This is a genomic window from Sphingobium sp. (assembly GCF_035511395.1).
In the GTDB taxonomy this organism is placed as follows: Bacteria; Pseudomonadota; Alphaproteobacteria; order Sphingomonadales; family Sphingomonadaceae; genus Sphingobium.
The window spans coordinates 15,387-34,477 of record NZ_DATKFP010000176.1 but is presented as its reverse complement, the minus strand read 5'-3'; the positions used below and the strand labels follow the sequence as shown (position 1 = coordinate 34,477).

Annotated in this window: 17 protein-coding genes; 10 read left to right on the top strand and 7 right to left on the bottom strand. The window is 64.9% G+C overall.

Translation table 11 applies throughout. The features are described 5' to 3' along the window. Positions 1-80: 80 nt before the first annotated feature. The 3 genes from clpS to VMR39_RS11915 all read right to left on the bottom strand — a co-directional run bounded on the left by clpS (position 81) and on the right by VMR39_RS11915 (position 3,405). The gene (gene clpS, locus VMR39_RS11925) at positions 81-491 is read right to left on the bottom strand and encodes an ATP-dependent Clp protease adapter ClpS (RefSeq protein WP_325416185.1); all 411 of its coding nucleotides are present in this window, start codon (positions 489-491) and stop codon (positions 81-83) included. A 118-nt stretch (positions 492-609) separates the two neighbouring features. Further along, complete coding sequence (locus tag VMR39_RS11920; protein WP_325416183.1) at positions 610-1,524, bottom strand: phasin family protein; 915 nt, start codon at positions 1,522-1,524, stop codon at positions 610-612. A 141-nt stretch (positions 1,525-1,665) separates the two neighbouring features. Next, complete coding sequence (locus tag VMR39_RS11915) at positions 1,666-3,405, bottom strand: class I poly(R)-hydroxyalkanoic acid synthase (RefSeq protein WP_325416182.1); 1,740 nt, start codon at positions 3,403-3,405, stop codon at positions 1,666-1,668. Between the two features lie 143 nt (positions 3,406-3,548). Between VMR39_RS11915 and VMR39_RS11910 the strand changes: the two genes are divergently transcribed. The 3 genes from VMR39_RS11910 to VMR39_RS11900 all read left to right on the top strand — a co-directional run bounded on the left by VMR39_RS11910 (position 3,549) and on the right by VMR39_RS11900 (position 6,041). Continuing rightward, entirely contained in the window at positions 3,549-4,757 is a 1,209-nt protein-coding gene (locus tag VMR39_RS11910) for an LL-diaminopimelate aminotransferase (RefSeq protein ID WP_325416180.1), read from the top strand. A gap of 226 nt (positions 4,758-4,983) precedes the next feature. Continuing rightward, on the top strand, positions 4,984-5,466 hold the full coding sequence (locus tag VMR39_RS11905) for a DUF2721 domain-containing protein (RefSeq protein ID WP_325416179.1): 483 nt from the start codon (positions 4,984-4,986) through the stop codon (positions 5,464-5,466). After that, complete coding sequence (locus tag VMR39_RS11900) at positions 5,463-6,041, top strand: (2Fe-2S)-binding protein (RefSeq protein WP_325416177.1); 579 nt, start codon at positions 5,463-5,465, stop codon at positions 6,039-6,041. The genes VMR39_RS11905 and VMR39_RS11900 overlap by 4 nt, the downstream gene beginning before the upstream one ends. 70 nt (positions 6,042-6,111) lie before the next feature. Here VMR39_RS11900 and VMR39_RS11895 read toward each other — a convergent pair whose 3' ends face one another. The 3 genes from VMR39_RS11895 to VMR39_RS11885 all read right to left on the bottom strand — a co-directional run bounded on the left by VMR39_RS11895 (position 6,112) and on the right by VMR39_RS11885 (position 10,273). After that, a complete protein-coding gene (locus tag VMR39_RS11895; RefSeq protein ID WP_325416176.1) occupies positions 6,112-6,921 on the bottom strand; it encodes a class III extradiol ring-cleavage dioxygenase in 810 nt (269 codons plus the stop codon). A 258-nt stretch (positions 6,922-7,179) separates the two neighbouring features. Beyond that, positions 7,180-9,741, bottom strand: a complete 2,562-nt coding sequence (locus tag VMR39_RS11890) for an HWE histidine kinase domain-containing protein (RefSeq protein WP_325416175.1) — start codon at positions 9,739-9,741, stop codon at positions 7,180-7,182. Next, the gene (locus VMR39_RS11885; protein ID WP_414712501.1) at positions 9,734-10,273 is read right to left on the bottom strand and encodes a biliverdin-producing heme oxygenase; all 540 of its coding nucleotides are present in this window, start codon (positions 10,271-10,273) and stop codon (positions 9,734-9,736) included. The genes VMR39_RS11890 and VMR39_RS11885 overlap by 8 nt, the downstream gene beginning before the upstream one ends. Positions 10,274-10,521: 248 nt before the next feature. On the opposite strand from VMR39_RS11885, the gene VMR39_RS11880 reads away from it, so the two are divergent. The 3 genes from VMR39_RS11880 to VMR39_RS11870 all read left to right on the top strand — a co-directional run bounded on the left by VMR39_RS11880 (position 10,522) and on the right by VMR39_RS11870 (position 12,957). Continuing rightward, positions 10,522-11,499 (top strand): RcnB family protein, encoded by a 978-nt coding sequence (locus VMR39_RS11880; protein WP_325416174.1) that lies wholly within the window; start codon positions 10,522-10,524, stop codon positions 11,497-11,499. Positions 11,500-11,627: 128 nt separating this feature from the next. Then, entirely contained in the window at positions 11,628-12,302 is a 675-nt protein-coding gene (locus VMR39_RS11875; RefSeq protein WP_325416173.1) for a 2OG-Fe(II) oxygenase, read from the top strand. A 184-nt stretch (positions 12,303-12,486) separates the two neighbouring features. Beyond that, positions 12,487-12,957 (top strand): RcnB family protein, encoded by a 471-nt coding sequence (locus VMR39_RS11870; RefSeq protein ID WP_325416172.1) that lies wholly within the window; start codon positions 12,487-12,489, stop codon positions 12,955-12,957. A 204-nt stretch (positions 12,958-13,161) separates the two neighbouring features. Here the strand turns inward: VMR39_RS11870 and VMR39_RS11865 are convergent, their stop codons facing one another. After that, on the bottom strand, positions 13,162-14,742 hold the full coding sequence (locus tag VMR39_RS11865) for a lysine--tRNA ligase (protein WP_325416170.1): 1,581 nt from the start codon (positions 14,740-14,742) through the stop codon (positions 13,162-13,164). Positions 14,743-14,869: 127 nt separating this feature from the next. On the opposite strand from VMR39_RS11865, the gene VMR39_RS11860 reads away from it, so the two are divergent. Genes VMR39_RS11860 through VMR39_RS11845 form a run of 4 tightly spaced genes read left to right on the top strand, consistent with a single transcriptional unit; the run spans position 14,870 to position 19,085 of the window. Then, positions 14,870-15,229, top strand: a complete 360-nt coding sequence (locus VMR39_RS11860; RefSeq protein WP_325416169.1) for a PilZ domain-containing protein — start codon at positions 14,870-14,872, stop codon at positions 15,227-15,229. A gap of 41 nt (positions 15,230-15,270) precedes the next feature. Then, positions 15,271-18,024 (top strand): ATP-dependent DNA helicase, encoded by a 2,754-nt coding sequence (locus VMR39_RS11855; protein WP_325416168.1) that lies wholly within the window; start codon positions 15,271-15,273, stop codon positions 18,022-18,024. Next, entirely contained in the window at positions 18,021-18,563 is a 543-nt protein-coding gene (locus VMR39_RS11850; protein WP_325416167.1) for a histidine phosphatase family protein, read from the top strand. Before VMR39_RS11855 ends, VMR39_RS11850 begins: the two co-directional genes overlap by 4 nt. Next, on the top strand, positions 18,564-19,085 hold the full coding sequence (locus VMR39_RS11845; protein ID WP_325416166.1) for a GNAT family N-acetyltransferase: 522 nt from the start codon (positions 18,564-18,566) through the stop codon (positions 19,083-19,085). It abuts the gene before it with no gap. The last annotated feature ends 6 nt before the right edge of the window (positions 19,086-19,091 follow it).

Below are 19,091 nucleotides of genomic sequence, written 5' to 3'. Positions count from 1 at the left end.
AAATTTCTGAAAAAACCTTATATTTCAATGATGTAATTTGCTGAAATATAAAGGCTACAATGTTGTCGGGGCAGCCGCCGTCAGGCCTTTTCCAGCGTGCATTGCAATGGATGCTGGTTCTGCCGGGCGAAATCCATCACCTGGTTCACCTTCGTCTCGGCCACTTCATAACTGAAGATGCCGCAGACACCGACGCCGCGTTGATGGACGTGAAGCATCACGCGGGTCGCTTCTTCCATATCCATCCGGAAGAAACTTTGCAGGACATGCACGACGAATTCCATCGGCGTATAGTCATCGTTGAGCATCAACACCTTGTAGAGCGACGGCTTCTTGGTGCGCGCGCGCGTGCGGGTGGCGACGCCGACATTCGGGCCGCCCGGGCCTTCGCCCTGATCGTCCTGATCCCGGCCCGCCATCTTCACGGACCACGCCGATGCGGTGGTGACACTGTTCATGATGCAAAGGAATATGGCGATTCGGTCGGCCATGGCAAGGGGGCCACATGGTCGTTCGCCGTGTCCGGCATCCCGATCATGACAGAAAGGGCGCCACTTTCCGCAGAAAGGGGCGCCCTTCTTGCTATGATCCGGACCGGATCGCGGCGCGTCAGGCGGCCAGCGTCTTCACCTTGTCGGTGACCAGGGTGACGCGGGCGGTCAGCGGCTGGGCGACGTCGCCGGCCAGCTTCATCAGCGCTTCGCTGTTCTTGGCGGCTTCCTTGGTGAACTCGTCGAAGCTGGTCGAGAACAGCTGGCTCTGGAGCTGGAAGAATTCGGTCGGGGTCTTCGCCGACGAGAAGCTCTTGAACGAAGCGGTGGCCTTCTCGAAGCTCTTGCGGCTGTAGTCGACGGCTTCCTGGCCCAGCGTCTCGATGCCCTTGGCAGCGATCTTGCCCGACTCAACCAGAGCTTCGACATTGCCCTTGGCGATGTCGCTCAGTTCCTCGATGGCCTTGGTCGACTTTTCGACATGGGCCTTGGTCTTCTCGTTGAAGTCCGAATAGGCGGTTTCGAACTTGGCCTTGGTTTCTTCGGCGAATTTCTTACCGGTTTCGATGACGTCGTTCATAATCTTCGTTCCTTCTGTGGCGGGCAGCGGCTGGGTCGCAGTGGGCTTGGCCTTGGGCAGGCTCTCTATGATTTTCGGTTCGGCCTTGACCGGCTCGATGATCGGTTCGGGAGCGACCGGTTCGGCCATGGGCTTTTCCGCCACCGGTTCCGGCTCGGGCGCCGCATCGACCGCTGTCGTCGCAGCGACGATGGCGACCGGGTCAGCGGGCTTGGCCTTGCTCTGGGGATTGGCGTCGATCGGCTTCACCTTTGCGGCTTGCGGATTGGTATCGATCGGCTTGACGCTGGATGCCGCCGCCTTCTTCGGCGCAGGCTTGGGCGCGGGCGTCTTTTTCACAGGTTCGCCTCCGATCGCCGCTTCGGCCGCTTTCAGCGCCTCGCTCGCCGACAATGTCGTCGATGCGGCTTTGGCGCGCGGTGTGCTCCTCGAGGTCTTCGGGGTTTCGGCCATGACCATCCTCCGTTTGTTGCACTGCACAATATGCTTTTCCGGAGGCTCGCGCAAGAGTTATTGTGCAGTGCAACAAATTTGCCACGAGCAGCCTGTCGCAAAGAAATCGCGGTTCGTCTCAACGAGAAAAAACCAGCGGTTTTATCGGGTCTTCACGTAGCGGCCTGGCGCATCCTCGATCGTCTTGAGCTTACCCTTACCCGGCGTGCGCGCGCCCTTGACCGGCACTATTCGCGAATCGAGTCGTTCGAGCCAGGCGCGCCAGTCGGGCCACCAGCTGCCCTTTGTTTCCTTCGCGGCTGCAAGGAAATCGTCCAGCGTAGGATGCACGTCGTCGCAGGCCCAATATTGATATTTCACCGCCGCGGGCGGGTTGACCACGCCGGCGATATGGCCAGAGCCGGCGAGCAGGAAGCGGGTCGGACCGGAGAGATTTTCGGTCAGCTTCCAGACGCTTTCCAGCGGGGCGATATGGTCTTCCCGGCCGGCCTGGACATAGGCGGGGGTCTGGATCTTCGTCAGGTCGATCGGCACTCCGTCGACGCTGATCGCGCCCGGCACCACCAGCAGATTGTCGCGATAGAGCTGGGTCAGATAGTCGCGGTGCCAGCGCGCGGGCAAGTTGGTAGTGTCGCCATTCCAGTAGAGCAGGTCGAAGGGCGGGTAATCCATGCCGAGCAGGTAATTATTGACGACATAGTTCCAGATCAGGTCGCGCCCGCGCAGCAGGTTGAAGGTCGCGGCCATGTAACGCCCGTCGAGGAATCCCTTCGACGACAGCTGATCCACCATCTTCATCTGGTCGTCGTCGACGAACAGGGTGAGGTCGCCGGCCTGGCTGAAATCCACCTGCGCGGTGAAGAAGGTCGCGCTCGCCACCTTGTCCGCTTCCCCCCGCGCAGCGAGCAGCGCCAGCGTCGCCGCCAGCGTGGTGCCAGCCACGCAATAGCCGATCGTGTGGACGCTCTTCACCTTCAGCAGGTCGCGCACCGTGTCGATCGCGTCGATCTGCCCCTTCAGGATATAGTCGTCCCAGACCATGTCCTTCATCGATGCGTCGGCCGACTTCCACGACACCAGAAAAACGCTGATCCCCTGATCCACCGCCCATTTGACGAAGCTCTTTTCGGGCGAGAGATCGAGAATGTAGAAACGGTTGATCCAGGGCGGGAAGATGATGAGGGGCGTTTCCAGCACCGTTTCCGTCGACGGCGCATAATGGATCAGCTGGTAGAGCGGCGTTTCATGGATCACCTTGCCCGGCGTCGCGGCGATGTTGCGCCCCAGTTCGAACTGGGTGCCGTCGGTATGGGTAAGCTGGCCCTTCTCCATATCGGCCAGCATATGCTTCAGGCCCTTGACCAGATTCTCGCCGCCGCTCTCGATCGTCTTCGCCACCACCTGCGGATTGGTGAAAGGAAAGTTGCTGGGGGAGATCGCATCGAGCAGGCCGGTGGTCGCGAACCGCAACTTGGCCTTCTGCTTGGGGTCCACGCCGTCGACCGCGTCGGCGAGCTTGAGCAGATAGTCGGAGAGCAGCAGATAGCTCTGCCGGATCAGGTCGTAGAAGGGATGCTCGGTCCATGCTGGATCGGAAAAACGCCGGTCCTTGCGCGCGGCAGGGCTGGTCGCCGGAACGTCGCCCGGCCGGTCGCGCAGCAGGCCGCCCGAATCGAGGAACCGCTGCCACAGCGCCATGCCTTCATCGGCAAAGCCGGTCTGGATGCGAGCGACGATTTCCGGATCGAAGGGTAGTGTCTGGCCAATGGTGCCCGCTGCCTGCTCCAGCATCAATTGCTGGGCGCGGCCGATCACCTGCGTCCATTGCTGCATCTCTTGCAGGGTGGGGAGATGTGGCTCCAGGACATCGCTTCTGTGCATGGCCACCTTCCTCCTCCTGGCATCATCGGTGCGCGCGGCTTTCACTGGCGCGTCGTCCCTCGGCCGGTTATAGCCAGATTGTGACACGCACATGGCGCGTCGCGCACTATTCCCTACCGCGAGCTTTCAGGAAAGCCCCAATAATGTCCGAAGAATTTTACCGCATGAAGCGTCTGCCGCCCTATGTCATCGCCGAAGTGAACGCGATGCGGGCCGCCGCGCGGGCCGCGGGAGAGGACATTATCGACCTTGGCATGGGCAATCCCGACCTGCCGCCGCCCGACCATGTCATCGCGAAACTGATCGAGGTGGCGCAGAAGCCGAGCGCCCATGGCTATTCCCAGTCGCGCGGCATCCCCGGCCTTCGCAAGGCGCAGGCCAATTATTACGGTCGCCGTTTCGGCGTGGACATCGACCCCGAAACCGAAGTGGTCGTGACCATGGGGTCGAAGGAAGGTCTCGCCAGCCTCGCCACCGCGATCACCGAGCCGGGCGACGTGGTGCTGGCGCCCAATCCCAGCTATCCGATCCATACGTTCGGCTTCATCATCGCGGGCGCGACGATCCGATCGGTGCCGACGACGCCGGACGAGAATTATTTCCGTTCGCTCGACCGGGCCATGGCCTTCACCGTGCCGCGTCCGTCGATCCTGGTGGTCAACTATCCGTCCAACCCGACCGCCGAGACGGTCGACCTCGCCTTCTACGAGCGCCTCGTCGCCTGGGCGAAGGAGAACAAGGTCTGGATCCTGTCGGACCTTGCCTATTCGGAGCTGTATTTCGACGGCAACCCGACGCCCTCGATCCTACAGGTTCCGGGTGCCAAGGATGTCGCGATCGAGTTCACCTCGCTCAGCAAGACCTACTCCATGGCCGGCTGGCGCATGGGCTTCGCGGTCGGCAACAAGAAGCTGATCGCGGCGATGACGCGGGTGAAATCCTATCTCGACTATGGCGCCTTCACGCCGATCCAGGCGGCCGCCTGCGCCGCGCTCAACGGCCCGCAGGACATCGTCGAGAAGAACCGACAGCTTTACCACAAGCGCCGCGACGTGCTGGTGGAAAGCTTCGGCCGGGCGGGCTGGGACATCCCGCCGGCGCGCGCGTCGATGTTCTGCTGGGCGCCGCTGCCGCCTGCGCTCAAGGACATGGGGAGCCTTGAATTCTCCAAGCAGTTGCTGACCCATGCCAAGGTCGCGGTCGCGCCGGGCGTGGGCTATGGCGAGGATGGCGAGGGCTTCGTCCGCATCGCCATGGTCGAGAATGAGCAGCGGCTGCGGCAGGCCGCCCGCAACATCAAGCAGTATCTGAAATCCATGGGGGTCAACACACCAGCCAAGGGCGCGGCCTGAACTATCGGCCAGACCGGACGGGTGGACGCTGCGGCTGCATCGCGGCGCTGCCCGTCATGTTGGTGTTGATGGTGCTGCTAATCGGGTCCACCTACGGCGATTGTTTCGATGATCCTCCATGTATCGCCGGAAAACAGCAGGCAGTGCATCTGTTGTGGATCACACCCCTCGCTGGCATCGCCACTTTCTTCCTGATGCGCTGGTTGATAGGGAAGAGGAAATGACGATGATCCCCGCCCTCCCCCAGGTCAGCCAGGTCGCGCAGACGATCCAGCTGGCGCTGGCCCCGGTCTTCCTGCTTGCGGGCATCGGCGCGTTCCTGAACGTATGCGTTCATCGCCTCGCCCGGGTCATCGACCGCGCCCGCGCAGTGGAGGAATGGATCCTGACCTCGCGCGGCAAGGAACATGACCGTATGGTGAGCGAGATCCGCGTGCTCGACAGGCGGATGAGCGTCGTCAACGGCGCGATCTTCCTGTCGGTCGCATCGGCCTGCGCCGTCTGTCTGGTCGTCATCCTGCTGTTCGCCGGCAATCTGTTCAACGCTCATCTTGGCACGCCGATCGCTATCCTCTTCAGCCTGGCGATGCTGTTGCAGGCGGCGGCCTTCGCCACCTTCATCCAGGAAATCCGGCTCGCGTCGCGGACCATCCATATCCGCAACGAGGTGCTGTATCACAAGGTCGAGGAAGACGAGGCGGCGGCATGACCCGCTTCACCGTCAACGACCGGCCGGTCCAGTATCGCATGGACCCGGAAACGCCGCTGCTCTGGGCGCTGCGCGACGCGTCGAACCTGACCGGCACCAAATATGGCTGCGGCACGGGCGACTGCGGCGCCTGCACGGTCGATATCGACGGGGAAGCAGTGCGGTCCTGCCAGGTGACGATCGGCAAGACCGAGGGGCGGTTCGTCACCACGATCGAGGCGCTGTCGCCCGATCGTGGTCATCCGCTGCAACAGGCCTTCGCGGCGGACAATGTCTCCCAATGCGGTTACTGCATCCCCGGCATGATCATGGCGGCGTCGGTGCTGCTACGCCGGACCAGCGATCCCAGCGACGAGGAAATCGACGCGGCGATCACCAATATCTGCCGCTGCGGCATCTATCCCCGGCTGCGCGGCGCGATCCAGCGGGCAGGCCGGATCATGCGCGGCGAGGAACAGGTCGGAGAAGAACAGGTCATTGGCGCGCCGCCACCGGGCATCACCCCCGAAGCGGCGGCGAAGACCGTGCCGGCGCTGGGCCGGCCCACTGCTCAGAAGGATAAACGCGCCGATTGACGCGCCCACCTTCCTGATTTTGTGGTCGCATCTTGCGAGCCGTGGGCTGTTGCAGCCGACTTCAAAATGCTCAGCCGAACCGATAGCCCGACACGGTCCAGCCCATCACGCTGCTGCGATGGGTGCAGGTCGCTTCGTCATCGCCGCCCGCGCCGAGGGCCACCATCAGCGGCAGCAGATGCTCCTCGCGCGGGTGGGAGAAATGCGCGTGCGGCAGCGCGTCCCAGGCGGCGACACGGGTGGCGCGGCTCTGCGCGTCCGGATCGGTAACGGCGGCAGTCAGCGCATAGTCCCAGGCGGTCGAGGGTGCGATCGCCTGCGGGCCGCGCACGCGCAGATTGTGGAAGCTCATGCCCGATCCAACGATCAGCACGCCTTCATCGCGCAGCGGGGCGAGCGCCCGGCCCGCCGCGATATGGGCGGCGGGATCGAGGTCGCGGCGCAGCGAAAGCTGGGCAAGCGGAATATCGGCATCGGGCAGCGCAACCTTCATCGGAATGAAGACGCCATGGTCCCAGCCGCGCGCCGTTTCCTCGCCAGCGGCCAAGCCGGCTTCGCGCAGCAGGCCGGCGGCGCGGCGGGCCAGATCGGGCGCACCGGGCGCATCCCAGCGCAGGTCATAGGTATGCGGCGGGAAGCCGTAATAGTCGAACAGCAGCGACGGCCGCTCGCCCGTGTGGACGGTGAAGTCGACCTCTTCCCAATGGCCGGAGACGAGCAGGATCGCCTTGGGGCGTTCGGGCAGGTCGTCGATCAGGCGCGCCAGATGATCCTGCATCGGATGCCAGACGGGATCGCTGTGCGGCCGGTCAGGATCGGACGGGTCCATGAAGAAACAAGGCCCGCCGCCATGGGGGATGAAGAAGGTCGGTTGTGTCATGATCGTCTCGATGTAGGAAATCGCGGGCTTAACTTCGCATGTTTCCCGCAGATTCTGATATTTTGTTGCGTGGTTCCGGTCCTATCGGAAAGCGCCACCAGCCGGGCCGGAGCAGGCGAGACGCGTCATGGCAGGCGATCCTACCATGGGCATCCCGAATAGGACAGGAAGAGGGGAATGTTGCATGGCGGCTACATCGGGATGCAGCCGCCTTACAGCAATCGGACAAGTGGAAACTGTCCGTTTCGCCGTCCGGATTTAGCCCACCCGGTCGATCACCGGCGCCAGCGCCTGCGCCAGCGTCGCGCCCGAATAGGGCTTCTTGACCAAGGTGACCCCCTCATAGCGGGCGGGCAGTTCCAGCCCGTCGCCATAGCCGGTGGCGAAGAGGAAGGGGATGCCGCGTTCCGCCAGCAAGTCCGCGACCGGCAGGCTGGTTTCATTGCCAAGGTTGAAGTCGAGCACGGCAAGGTCGACCGGCTGGATCGCGATCGCTTCCCGTGCGCGGCCGACGCTGGCCGCCGTCATCACTTCAGCGCCGAGGTCGCGCAAAGCATCCTCGCCATCCATGGCGATGATCATATTATCCTCGACCAGCAGGACATGGCGCCCCTTGAGTAGGCTGGGCGTGACCGGCGCGGCGGGTTTGGCCCGTTCGCGCCCGCTACTGTCGGGCAAGACCGACACGACATGGCGCGAGGGGATGCAGAAATTCGCTTCTATGCCAGCGAGCCGATAGTTGATCTCGGCATGGCCGCCCAGATCATAGGGGATGGAGCGTTCGATCACGGTCGAGCCAAAGCCCCGGCGCGTCGGCGCGACCACCGGTGGACCGCCCATCTCCGTCCAGTCGAGCAGCAGGCTGCCATCCTCGTCCACCCGCCAGTCGATCGCCACCGATCCATTGTCCGACAGCGCGCCATATTTGGCGGCGTTGGTCAGCATTTCATGGATCACCAGCGCAAGAACGGTAAAGCAGCCGGGTGTGAGCAGTACATTGGGACCGGTCAGGCGCACCCGGTCGCTGCGTTCGCCCAGATAGGCGCCCGCCTCCACCTCGATCAGGTCGTAGAGCCGCGCGGGACTCCAGCGGTCGGCGGTGATCTGGTCATGGGCGCGGGCAAGCGCGTGGACGCGGCTTTCGAGCGTGCCGATAAATTCCTCGACCGAGCGCGCGCTGTCGCGGGTCTGCGACAACAGGCCGCGGATCAGCGAGAGGATGTTGCGCACGCGGTGGTTGAGTTCCGCGATAAGCAGTTCCTGTTTCTCATGCGCCCGCTGCCGTTCCGCATCGGCGGAATCGGAGAGGCGCAGGATCACCTCCAGCAGCGCGGTGCGCAGCGCTTCGGCGACGCGCAGTTCGGCAGGGGTGAAGGGCAAGGCCAAACCCTGCACCAGTTCCGACCATTGTTCGAAACTCTTGCGCGGGGTCAGGCGCGGACCGTTCGGCCCATATTCGATGTCCTTGTCCTGCTTGCCCGCCCAGCGCACCGACCGCAGCTGTTCAGCGCGGAACAGCACGACATAGTCGCGCGGGCGGCGTGACAGCGGGATGGCAAGGATGCCCGACGCGCGATCGGCATAGACGGCCGCTTCGGGCAGGACGCGTGTCAGGCTGTCGGTCGTATAGATCTGGCTGGCGGCGACGCGGTTCAGCATCGATACGATCGCGGCGAAGGCCGGCTCGTCGGGGGTCAGGCCCGAAAAGGTCATCTGCCCGTCGATATAGACGCCGACGCCATCGGCCGGGATGGTGTCGAAGATGATGTCGCCCAGCCAGCGCGCGTTGGACAGCAGGTCATGGTCCTGCGCGACCGCCGACAGCAACCGGTCGGCCACCTGACGCGCCTTCCCTTCATAGCTGGCGGTCTCGGCGCGCTCGCGGCTTTCGAGCATCATCGAGAAGATCTGGCCGAACAGTTCGGCGGCGCTGCGCTGAGCGAAGGTCGGCAGGCGCGGGCTGTAATGATGGCAGGCGAACAGGCCCCAGAGCTTGCCCTCGACGATGATCGATATGGAGAGCGAGGCGCCCACGCCCATATTGCCCAGATATTCGATATGGATCGGCGAGACCGCGCGGGTCAGGCAGAGCGACATGTCGAGCGCTGCGCCGGTGGGGTCAAGCGCCGGCACGACCGGCACCGGCTGCGCCTGCACATCGGCGATGATGCGGAAGATGTTGCGAAGATAGAGCGCGCGCGCCTGCGCCGGGATATCGGACGCAGGATAATGGAGGCCAAGGAAACTGTCGACGCCAGGCTTCAGCGCTTCGGCGACCACTTCGCCATCGCCGGCGTCAGCGAAGCGATAGACCATCACCCGGTCGAAGCCGGTGAGCGCCCGCACCTGCCGCGCGCCGTCGCGCAGGAAGGCGGTCATCCCATCGGCCTGCGTGAGGCGGGCGACCATGGAACGGACGGTGCTGCTCGCCTCCATCTCGTCATGGCTGGCCGGCTCGGCCTCGATAACCACGAGCGGGCCGGAGAAATGGACGGCGACGTCGAAGGCGGCACCGCCCTCCATCAGGGGAAGGGAAAAGACGCGTTCGACCGAATCCGGACCGCGCAGCAGGGTGATGCGGTTGCGCAGGGCATGGATCGCCTCAGCCGCGAAAACCTCGCTCAATGGCTGGCCGAGCATATCCTGCGGCGTCACGCCGATGAAGTCAGCGCTGTTCGCCGACACCCGCGAAACCAGCCAGTCGGCGGTCAGCGCGACGAGGAAGCCGAAGGGCTGGACCTTGCCCAGCACATGGATCGGCTCGCGATCGCAGTTACTGAGGTCGACCGCGAAATCGGTCGCGTCGCCGCCATCAGCCATGAGCAGCCGCCCGCGCTTCCTCGCCGGCGGCCGTAAACAGGGCGAAGGCGGCCAGAGCGCCCTGCACGGCGTCCTCCAGCCAGCCTTCGCCGCCTTCCACCGCAGCGCCATCGAGCGCGCGCTGGAAGGATAGCCATTCGCCCTTGCCATGAACGGCGGAGAGATAGGCTTTGGGCAGGCCTTCCTTCACCTGCCGCGACAGCATCGCGCCGCCCAGACGCGAACCTTCGAGCGCGTAGAGCAACCCCCAGCGATAGCCGTCGGCATCGTTGGCCGGCGCTGGCAGCGGAGCGGGCATGGCGGCGTCGAGGTTTTGCAGATCCTTCGCCAGCAGCGGCAAGCGCGGCGCGTCGGGCCGTGCAACCGGCTCGATAGCGCCGACCGCACGGCCGTGGGCAGTCAGGAACGCGCGATAGCTTTGAGGCGAATCGAGCGAAAAATCGGCGAACAGCGCATCTACCCGACGATGGCTTTCCATCGTCGCATCGCGCAGGGCCTGACGGACGCGGCCGGCATCGGGGGATTTCGTCACTCGTCAGTCCTAAAGGGAGTCATGGGACACTGCACTGATCTGGATCAGCTTTTCCACGGAACAGCGGGATTTTCGCTCTGACCGGCGCGGATATCGACCATGGGTAGAATATGCCCCAATGTCCATATTCGGTCCCAGGATTCTTTCTGAACGCTGACGGACGAGTTCAGACTTGTGACACCGCGGTTGCGCTAGACCACCATCATCAGGGGACGGTGTGTCCGCTCCCCGCTTGAGGACGATGGACGATGTTCAGGAAGTTGATGCTGGCAGGCCTGATGGGAGCGACGCTGTTGAGCGGCGTGGCACCGGCCTATGCCCAGGCAGGGCAGGCGCGTGGCGAGCAACGGGGCGATAGTGGCGGGCGCGGTGGGCGCGGTGAACGGATGGGTGAGCGGATGGCGCGGCCCGAAGGCAATGTCGCCGTGTCGCGCGGCAACCGCATGATCCAGCCGCGCGGCGACGGCGGTGGTCAGGGCTGGCAGCAGCGGGGCGATGGCAGCGCACAGCGATGGCAGCAGCAGCGCCGCGACGGCGGCGCTCCGCAGCGCGCTGCGGAGCGCCCCGCCGGCCAGATGGCCCCGCCGCGCCCCGATGCGCGCTGGCGCGGCGATCCGAACCTGCCCGCCAACCGCGCGGTGGAGCAACAGGTGCGCGAACGCCGCGAGCAGCAGCAGCAGCAGCAGCAGAATTGGCGCAACGATCGTCGGGATGACCGGCCGGAACGGCGCAACGACCGGCGCGACGATCGTCAGGACTGGCGGAATGATCGCCGGGACGACCGGCGCGACTGGCGCAACGACCGGCGCGACGATGACCGGCGCTGGTCCGACAATCGGGGCGGCAACTGGAGCGGCACCAACTGGAACAACGGCCGCCGCTTCGACGATCGCACCCGCTGGAGCAACCAGCGGCGCTGGGACAGCGGCTGGCGCAACGATCGCCGCTATGACTGGAACAGCTATCGCAGCCGCTATGGCGACCGCTACCGGGTCGGCCGCTATTATGCCCCGCGCGGCTGGGATTATGGCTATCGGCGCTTTTCGGTCGGGATTTATCTGAACAGCCTGCTCTATTCGAACAGCTACTGGATGGACGATCCCTATAGCTACCGCCTGCCGCCCGCCTACGGCACGCTGCGCTGGATCCGCTACTATGACGACGCACTGCTGGTCGATATCCGCGACGGCTATGTCGTCGACGTGATCAACGATTTCTTCTGGTAGGTGAGCGTGCGCGTGAGCGCACCCAACAAGCTTCCGCTTCCTGAACTGGCCTTCAGGAGTGACTGACCCCGGCGTGGCGACGCGCCGGGGTCTTTTCTTGTGAGGCGCTGCTGTGGCAAAGGACGCGCATGACCGACATGATCGACGACGGCGGGATCGCATCGACCGCCCGCGCGCAATTTGGCGACAGCGTTCGCGCGCGCCTCGACCGCAACCCGATGGTGAGCCGGATCGATGCGCCGAACCTGGAGATATACGGCCGCCAGAATTTCCTGAGCGCGGAAGAATGCGCGGGCCTGCGCGAATTGATCGACGCCAGCGCCAAGCCCTCCTCGCTCTTTTCCGGCAGCGCGAATGCCGAATATCGCACCAGCCACAGCGGCAACCTCAGCCCCTGGAATCCGCTGGTCGAAACCATCACCGCCCGTATCTGCGCGCTCACCGGCCTTCCCGCCAGCCATGGCGAAACGTTGCAGGGGCAGCGTTATACCGAGGGTCAGGAATATAGGGTCCATTGCGACTATTTCCCGGTGACCGCCGATTATTGGCAGCAGATGCGCACGACCGGCGGCCAGCGGACCTGGACGGCGATGATCTATCTGTCGCCGGTCGAGGCGGGTGGCGAGACGCATTTTCCGCAATGCGAATTCATGGTGCCGCCGGTCGAGGGGATGATCCTGATCTGGAACAATATGAACCGCGACGGCGCACCCAATCGCTTCAGCCTGCACGCCGCAAAACCGGTAGAGCGCGGGACCAAATATGTCGTCACGAAATGGTTTCGCGAGCGGCCGTGGGGATGATCTTTCCAAAATGTGCTTTCGCGCATTCCGTCTCCCCTCGATACAATTTGCGACATAAATGACTGGAATCTGACTGGATCATTCCCGCACCGTTCAGGCGGCAGGCTGCATATCTCCCTGTGTTGGCGCAGGAGCCCGGCCTTGCAGACAGGGCACCGCCGCCAAATCGAACGGGAGACAGTTTATGCGTAAGTTCATCATCCTGGGCCTGCTGGCCGCCACCGTCGTTCCGAGCGTCGCTTCGGCGCAGTCCTATGGCGAAGCGCGCCGCAGCGAGCAGCGTGTGCGCGAGGAGCAGCGCGACCTGCGCCAGGCGCAGCGCTATGGCGACCGCCGCGACGTTCGTGACGCGCGCCACGACGTGCGCGACGCCCGTCAGGAGGCGCGCGAGGACTGGCAGGATTATCGTCGCTCGCACCGCGACGTCTATCGCGGCGGGAACTGGCGTGCGCCCTTCCGCTATACCGCCTGGAACCGTGGCGCCCAGCTGCGCCCGACCTATTACAGTTCGCGCTATTATATCGCCGATCCCTATCGCTATCGCCTTCCCCGTCCGGGTGCGAACCTGCAATGGGTGCGCCACTATAACGATGTGCTGCTGGTCAATGTCCGCACCGGCCGCGTGATGGACGTGCATCGCGGCTTCTTCTGGTAAGCCACACCGTCACGAAAAAGGAAAAGGCCCCGATCGGGGCCTTTTCTTGTGCTTGCCGCCCCTTGGCCGCGTCGCCCGTTTCCAGGCGCACGCGGCCGATGATACGCCCTGCGGCGCAGCACCAGTCCGAAAGGGGGGTGGACCGTTTGCGCAAACGCAAAACCGACGCGAATGTTCCCTTTCCGAACCGGTTTTTGCAATAAATCAGGCGGCCAGCGCTTCGGCGATCAGCTTGCGGCTGTTCTCGACGCCGTAGAGAGCGATGAAGCTGCCCATGCGCGGTCCCTGATCGGCGCCCAGCAAGGTCTGGTAGAGCGCCTTGAACCAGTCGCGCAACTCGGCGAAGCCGAACGCCTCCTCCTTGCCGATGGCATAGACGATATTCTGGATGTCTTCCGCCGAAGCATCCGCCGTCAGCGCGGCCAGTTGATCGTCCAGCTGGCGCAGCGCCGCGGCCTCATTGGGTTCGGGCGCACGGCGCTTGAGCGTCGGGGCGACGAAATCGCGATGATAAGCCAGCGCATGGCCGATCAGCGCGTCCAGCTCCGGATAGGTTTCCGCGCTGGCGCCAGGCACATAATTCTGGAGATAGCCCCAGACCTGTTCGCGGCTGGCATCGCCCATCACGCCGACTAGGTTCAGCAACAGGCCGAACGTAACGGGCAGTTCGCCCTGCGGCAGCACACCGTCATGGATATGATGGACCGGGTTGCCGAGCTGCTGCTCGATCGCCTGCTTGGGATAGTTGCCGCGGAACTGCCAATATTCGTCCACCGCGCGCGGGATGACGCCCATGTGCAGTTGCTTCGCCTTCTTCGGCTCGCGATAGGCGTAGAAGGCGAGGCTTTCCTGCGGGCCATAGGTCAGCCATTGTTCGAGGCTGAGGCCGTTGCCCTTGGACTTGGAGATTTTCTCGCCCTTTTCGTCGAGGAACATCTCGTAATTGAAGCCTTCGGGCGGGCGTCCGCCCAGCGCGCGACAGATCTTGGACGATTGCGTGACCGAATCGATCAGATCCTTGCCCGCCATTTCATAGTCGACGCCCAGCGCATACCAGCGCATCGCCCAGTCGACCTTCCATTGCAGCTTCGCGCCGCCGCCCAGGATCGACTGTTCGATCGTTTCGCCTTCATCCTCGAAGCGGACAATGCCGGCCTCCGCGTCGATCACCTCGACCGGCACCTGAAGCACAATGCCGCTCTTCGGCGAAATCGGCAGGACGGGCGAATAGGTTGCCTGCCGTTCCTTGCGCAGGGTCGGCAGCATGATGTCCATGATCGCCTGATAGCGGCGCAGCACCTGACGCAGCGCCTCATCGAAGGCGCCGGCCTTATATTGCTCCGTTGCGGAGACGAATTCATAGTCGAAGCCGAAACTGTCGAGAAATTCGCGCAGCATCGCATTGTTGTGATGCGCGAAGCTTTCGAACTTCTCGAACGGGTCGGGCACCTGCGTCAGCGGCTTGCCCAGATATTCCGCCAGCATCGCCTGGTTCGGGACATTGTCAGGCACTTTGCGGAAACCGTCCAGATCGTCGCTGAACGCCACCAGCCGGGTCGGAATGTCCGACAGCGCGTGGAAGGCGTTGCGGACCATGGTTGTGCGCAGCACTTCGTTGAAGGTGCCGATATGCGGCAGGCCCGAGGGACCATAGCCGGTCTCGAACAGGATATGCCCCTTATCCGGAGCGCCGCCCTGATAGCGTTTCAGGAGCTTGCGGGCTTCCTCATAGGGCCAGGCCTTGGACGCCTGCGCGGCGGTGCGGAGAAGTTCGGACACGGTCATGCGCCAAGCCCCTACCGCCGGACGGCCCGAAAGAAAATGATTTTGGAGGCAAAATGGCTTAAGAATCATTCTCAATTTAAATGTTGTTTAACTTCATGTAACGATAGTCGATAAGATTGGAGGGATTATGCACATCAAGCGCAGCCGCGAACGCATTGTCGTGGACATCCCGATCGTGGTCACCACGGTGCTCGACAGCCTGGACGCCGCGATCGTCGACCTGAGCGAAGGTGGCGCGCAGGTGGTGGGCTGCTCGTTGCCGGCACGCTCGCAATGCCAGCTCGATCTGGACGGCCATATCGTGTTCGGCACGGTGCAATGGTCGGAAGAAGACCGGATGGGCATCCGCTTCCCCTATGAACTGACCGATGGCCCCTTCTACGAACGGCTGGAAATGGCCCGCGCCGCAAAGCGAACGCCGGTCGCCTTCCAGCCGCGCCTGGGCGGAGCAGCGGTTACGGGCGGATTCGGACGCCGCGCCAACTGAAACAGGTTTTCCTTTTGTTCCCGTTCGCCTAAACCGGGCGGGTGATCGATCCAGCCTCATTGCCCGCGCTCCACGCCAGCCATGGCGGCATCTGGTTGCGCGAAGACGACCGCACCCAGGCGCTGGCCAAGGGGCAGGCGATAGCGCGCGCGGCCGAAACGCCGGTGCTGCTGCTGAATGCGCCGCTGACCGGGCAACGGCTGGGCTATCCCGAACTCAACGGCCTCGACCTGCTGGAACTATGGGCCTTCCTGCACCCGGCCCGGTTCCTGGTGCCGACGCCCAAGGGGCTGGCGGAAGCGCTGGGCCTGCCCGCGCCAACGAACGAGGGCGACATCCCTGCCCTGCTGCAACAGGCGACGGCGATTCTGCTGGCGCGGCTCACGACGCCCGAATGGCGGGAGCGCGAGGGCGGCTGGACGGCAGCGCAGGCGCTGCACCGGCTGCGCTGGCCCTGGTCGCCGCTGGTCGCGCCGCGCATTCCGAAGCCCCGCGAGGCCGAACGCTGGCTCTTTTCCAAACTGCCTGAATGGGAGGAGGCGCAGCCCCGCCCTGCCCCACGCACTGTCACCCTGTCCGAAGAGCAGGTCGTTGCCCGGCTCGATGCGCTGACCGGCGCGGGCGCCGAGCCGCGCCCCGGCCAGCGCGCCTATGCCGCCGCCGCCAGTGCCGCCTTCCGTCCGCGCGCCTGGCGCGACCAGCCCAACATGCTGCTGGCCGAAGCCGGGACCGGCATCGGCAAGACGCTGGGCTATCTTGCGCCCGCCTCGCTCTGGGCCGGGGAAGCGCAGGGAACGGTGTGGGTGTCGACCTATACCAAGGCGTTGCAGCGACAGCTGGACCGGGAATCGCTGCGCCTCTTTCCCGATCCCGCAGTGGCGGCGAAGCGCGTGGTGGTGCGCAAGGGTCGGGAAAATTATCTCTGCCTGCTCAATCTGGAAGATGCGTTGCAGGGCGGCTTTTCCGGCCGCGCGGCGATCCTGGCGCAGCTGGTGGCGCGCTGGGCCGCCTTCACCAAGGATGGCGACATGGTCGGCGGCGACCTGCCCGGCTGGCTGCCGACTTTGTTCCGCCGCAACGGATCGACCGCGCTGACCGACCGGCGGGGCGAGTGCATCTACGCCGGCTGCCCGCACTATCGCAAATGCTTCATCGAGCGGTCGGCGCGCGCGTCGGCCGACGCCGACATCGTCATCGCCAATCATGCGCTGGTGATGATCAACGCCGCGCGCGGGCGGGAAACCGGGCAGCGGCCGCAGCGCATCGTCTTCGACGAGGGCCATCATCTGTTCGACGCGGCCGATTCGACCTTCTCCGTCGCGCTGTCGGGGCAGGAGGCGATCGAGCTGCGCCGATGGATCATGGGGCCGGAGGGCGGATCGCGCGGGCGACGGCGAGGTCTCGCCGCGCGCCTGTCGGACCTTGCCAGCTATGACGAGGAAGGCGGACAGGCGATCCGCGCGGCGATCGACGCGGCGCAGGCGCTGCCCGCCGACGAATGGCTGAAGCGGGTGGTCGCGGGCGAACCATTCGGCCCGCTGGAGGCGCTGCTCGCCGCCGTGCGGGGCACGGTCTACACCCGTGCGGAGGCGGCGGGTGAGGCCGATGCCGGCTACGGGCTGGAAACGGAACTGGCCGAACCCGACGGCGCGCTGGTCGAGGCGGCGCAGGAAGCGGCACTGGCCCTCGATGCGCTCATCAAGCCGCTGGTGCGGTTGGCGCGGAGGCTGGAGGCAGTGATCGAGGATGCGCCCGACTGGCTGGACGGCGCGGCGCGGGCGCGGGTGGAAGGCGCGATCGCCTCGCTCGGCTGGCGGCGCGACCTGATCGCGGCCTGGCTGGCGCTGCTGGCGCGGATCGGCGGGCCGGCCGACCCGGACTATGTCGACTGGATGACCGTCGACCGGGTCGAGGGGCGCGAATATGATATCGGCATCCACCGCCACTGGCTCGATCCGACGCGGCCGCTGGCCGAAACGGTGCTGAAGCCCGCGCAGGGCGTGCTGCTGACATCGGCGACGCTGAAGGGTGGCGGTGACTGGAGCAATGCAGAGGCGCGCAGCGGCGCCGTCCACCTGCCCCATGGCGCGGAGCGGTTCGAAGCTGCCAGCCCGTTCGACTATCCCGACCGGGCCGAGGTGCTGATCGTCACCGACATCAAGCGCGGCGACATCGCCGCCCTGTCGGGCGCCTATGCCCGGCTGATCGAGGCGGCGGGCGGTGGGACGCTGGGCCTGTTCACCGCGATCCGGCGGCTGCGCGCGGTCCATGCCCGGATCGCCGACCGGCTGGCGCGCGCGGGCCTGCCGCTCTACGCCCAGCATGTCGATCCGATGGACACGGGTACGCTGGTCGACATCTTTCGCGACGATCCGCGCGCCTCGCTGTTGGGCACCGATGCCCTGCGGGACGGGGTCGACGTGCCGGGCCATTCGCTGCGGCTGGTGGTGATGGAGGGGGTGCCCTGGTCCAAGCCGACCGTGCTGCACGCGGCGCGTAGACTGGCAGGCGGTGGCAATGCCTATGACGACCGGCTGATCCGGGCGCGGCTGGCGCAGGCCTTCGGCCGCCTCATTCGCCGGGCCGAGGATCGCGGCAGTTTCGTCATCCTGTCCGCCGCCATGCCGAGCCGGTTGCTGAGCGCCTTTCCGCCCGGCACGCCGGTCCGTCGACTGACGCTGGACGAGGCGATCATCGCCGTCAGCGCGGGAATCCGCCGCGAAACCCTTGGCGAAGCAGCCGCGTTCGGGCATCAGGGATACGAATCCGGCTTGCCCCGACAGGAGATAGAATGAAACGCCTGACCCTGTTGCGCCATGCCAAATCGGACTGGGACGATCCGGTGGCGCGCGACTTCGACCGGCCCTTGAACCGGCGGGGGGAAAAGGCTGCGTTGCTGATGGGCCAGTTCGCCGCCCGGCGCATCATGGGTTTCGACTATCTGGTCGCATCCCCCGCAGTGCGGGTGACGCAGACGCTGGATATCTTCTTCGAAGGCTATGGCGAGACGCTGGACGCCCATTGGGACCGCCGCATCTACCTCGCCTCTTCCGCAACGCTGCTCGACATCGTGCGTGAACTGCCAGACAGTGCGGAAAATGTTCTGATGGCAGGGCATAATCCGGGGTTCGAGGAACTGATCCTCGACCTGGTGCCGGATAATGGCAGCAGCAAGTTGCGCGAGGATGTGGAGATCAAACTGCCCACCGCCAGCCTGGCGGTAATGGAGTTTGCGATCGACAAGTGGCGTCAGGCAGCGGCCGGTGGAGCAACACTGGCGAGCTTTACCCGCCCGCGCGACCTCGATCCGGCGCTGGGGCCGGGATCGCGCTGAATGACGCCGATCCTCTGGCGCCGCGCCGAACCGGGCGATGCCGCAGCGCTCTCCATATTGGGCGGCGCGACTTTTCTGGCCAGCTTTGCGCATGACCATCCGGGCGCGGCACTGATCGCCCATATCCACGGCGCGCACGGCCTGCCCTATTATGAGGCAGCGCTGGCCGATCCTGATCAGACGATCCTGATCGGCGAGACGCCACTCGGTGCGCCGGTGGGCTATGCGATGGTGACGCCGCCCAACCTGCCGGTGCCGACCGACGCGACGCGCGACGTGGAGTTGAAGCGCATCTATCTGCTTGCAGGATGGCAGGGCGGCGGCCGGGGCGATGCCCTGATGGGACTGGTCGAGGAAGAAGCGCGGCGGCGCGGAGCGGAGCGGTTGCTGCTTGCCGTCTATCCGCAGAATGAACGGGCGCGGCGCTTCTACGAACGCCACGGCTTTGCGCAGATCGGCGACATGGTCTTCATGGTCGGGGACGTGCCGTTCCGCGACCTGATCTACGCAAGGACGCTGTAAGCCGCG